Annotated in this window: 3 protein-coding genes and 2 pseudogenes; 2 read left to right on the top strand and 3 right to left on the bottom strand. The window is 46.1% G+C overall.

Going from position 1 to position 2,334, the window contains the following annotated elements; genetic code table 11:
* Positions 1 to 114 (top strand): annotated as a pseudogene (locus RIM23_RS14555) (IS200/IS605 family accessory protein TnpB-related protein); the annotation flags it as partial.
* Positions 115 to 535: 421 nt separating this feature from the next.
* Here RIM23_RS14555 and RIM23_RS14550 read toward each other — a convergent pair.
* Entirely contained in the window at positions 536 to 658 is a 123-nt protein-coding gene (locus RIM23_RS14550; protein WP_446367945.1) for a hypothetical protein, read from the bottom strand.
* A gap of 52 nt (positions 659 to 710) precedes the next feature.
* Between RIM23_RS14550 and RIM23_RS14545 the strand changes: the two are divergent.
* Positions 711 to 1,232 (top strand): annotated as a pseudogene (locus tag RIM23_RS14545) (RNA-guided endonuclease InsQ/TnpB family protein); the annotation flags it as partial.
* Between the two features lie 115 nt (positions 1,233 to 1,347).
* Here RIM23_RS14545 and RIM23_RS14540 read toward each other — a convergent pair.
* Both RIM23_RS14540 and RIM23_RS14535 read right to left on the bottom strand, forming a co-directional pair.
* Positions 1,348 to 1,884, bottom strand: coding sequence for a hypothetical protein (locus RIM23_RS14540; protein WP_446367944.1), 537 nt, complete (start codon positions 1,882 to 1,884; stop codon positions 1,348 to 1,350).
* Positions 1,885 to 2,334, bottom strand: a 450-nt coding sequence (locus tag RIM23_RS14535; RefSeq protein WP_446367943.1) for a PadR family transcriptional regulator, incomplete at its 5' end; no start/stop codon positions are given.

Genomic DNA, 2,334 nt, shown 5'->3' with positions numbered 1-2,334 from the left:
CTGATGTCATAGGTTCCTACAATATTTTACGAAAAGCATTCCCAAATGCGTTTAACCGCTATGGGATAGAGAGGTGCGTAGTTCACTATTATGAGAATTAATCTCTCAAAGTAAAAGCGAAGGGAATTTCTGCAATGAAATGAAGTCTGTCTATATTTGACTATACTTTTACCAACTCTTCATATTTGACAATCCCCGGTCTAAAGACGCGGATTTTCCTGCGACGGAGGTATGATTATGGATCACGGGTGACGCCGCCACTCCTTTACAAAACTAAACGTCTTTTTGGTAAATAGGGGGTGACACCCCTCACCCCATAAGTTTATAATTGTGCATAGTAGATGCACCCTGATAATCCGGAGAGTTGCTTAGGTGACTCTCTTTTTTTTGTCTTTTGTCTTTTGTCATTCGTCCTTGGCAAATCACGAACCGATCACGACATTGATTGAGTCGAGGGTGAGCCGATCCAATGGGGTGGACAGGTGTTGTTAATTGGTGTAAGGGGGTCGCCCCTACAGGGTACAGGTGTTTCGGATCATCCATCAATAAGGGGCGCGATCGCAATCGTGGGGTTGACGATTAGAGCTTGATTCACAGGTAATTTCGCGATATTTCCGGAAAAATGCTTTGATTTTATTTGTTCGGGAAAGACAACCATAAGGTTGTATGATAAAAGTATCACATCTTTGTGGTCGGCTCAATGTTATTAGGTTTCAAAACTGTCTACAGGCATTGTGGTAGAAGGTGCGAAAAGTTACCGTAAGTATGAGCGTAAGTTGGCACGACTACAATGGTTGAATCGCCATAAGCATATCGGCTCAGCCAACTGGAAGTCTTCCCAGGTCAAGATAGCTCGTTTGCATCGGAAGATAGCTAACATTCGTCTAGACACCCTGCACAACCTCACTACCTATCTAGCCAAAAACCACAGCCGGATAGGGATTGAGAATTTAAATGTGTCCGGTATGATGGCTAATCACAAGTTAGCCAAAGCTATCCAAGATATGGGCTTTTTTGAATTCAAACGCCAGTTAGAGTATAAGTGCCAATTGTATGGGTCAACATTAGTCATAGTTGAGAGATGGTATCCCTCAACTAAAACTTGCTCCCAGTGCCACACAGAGAAAGACTCAATGCCTCTATCTGAGCGGGTTTTCCGGTGTGACAACTGTGGGTTTGAATGCGATCGCGATCTGAACGCATCATTCAATTTGGAGATAGCCGCCAGTTAGACGGTGATAGCCTGTGGACTGGTTGAGTGCCGCCACCATCAGGACGAAGCAGGAAGTAAACGGCAGATTCTACCGGGTATTGGTAGATTTGTGTAAGTTTTATGTAACGGAGTTGCTAACGCAGTCGTCTCGCCGCGATCGCAAGTCGTCTCAGCTTGATCAAAGTGACGGTAATGCAGAGTCCAGTTAATCGCCAGTAGGTTAATAGGGTTACCCGCCAATCGGGATCACCCTGATCTAGACGTTGGCGACGATCCAGCAAAATATCATGTAGCCAATCTTGGTATTCTTCCCACTCCTGAGGCGCTTTTTCGGCAAGGGTTTGAGCGATCAAGTCAGCTAGTTTGACGTCCCCTTTAATGATAGGAGAAGCATGGGTTGTGACCGATCGCCTGGTGATCCGGCGATGTTGTCGGTAAGCCAGAAAACTAATGGTGAGGCTGAGAATGACTAACCCGATACTTAATCCTAAGGCGACATAGCTGGGTAATCCTAGCCAGAAAAGCGCGATCGCTCCTCCACCGATAGCAACGTAGACGGTAAATTCAACCGTTAGATAGATCAAGGTTTTGGCGATCGCTTTTACACCACGCCGGATAAAACGTATTATCTGCGAAACGACGTGGCGGCGCTGACGGTTTCGTTGCATCATTTAAAGTTCTCCCAGTACAGGTTGCAAATGTTGTAAGGCGGTGAGGAATTGTTGCTTTTTCTCCAAGGCTTGCAAGCCAGAACCTGTGATTTTGTAATAACGTCGGCGTGCGCCTGTAGTTTCCTCCGGCGCTTCATCACCCCAGCGAGAGGTGACAAATCCCCGCTTTTCCAGTTTTCGCAAGGTGGGGTAAAGGGAACTGAAGCCAATTGTGCGTTCACCGTTGCTAGCTTGCGCGATCGCACTCATAATCTCCAATCCATAGCGTTCTCGATACATCAGCGCATTCAGGATCGACTCTTCTATCAACTTGACACTCCCCGCCCTATAAGTGCGGGGATTCTTAGTTCCGCGACACACCTTACAATTATCTATCCTTGCGGCAATACTTAAACCAAACACCCGTAGAAAACTACCAAGTATTGAGCCTAATTTAGATAACTCCAGAGG

The organism is Coleofasciculus sp. G3-WIS-01 (assembly GCF_040223135.1).
GTDB lineage: Bacteria > Cyanobacteriota > Cyanobacteriia > Cyanobacteriales > Coleofasciculaceae > Coleofasciculus.
This window is presented reverse-complemented; position numbering and strand designations above follow the sequence as displayed.

Excerpts from the sequence above, each read along its gene's own strand:
- RIM23_RS14550 (WP_446367945.1), bottom strand. The coding sequence starts at position 658 with ATGGTTGTCTTTCCCGAACAAATAAAATCAAAGCATTTTTCCGGAAAT.
- RIM23_RS14540 (WP_446367944.1), bottom strand. The coding sequence starts at position 1,884 with ATGATGCAACGAAACCGTCAGCGCCGCCACGTCGTTTCGCAGATAATA.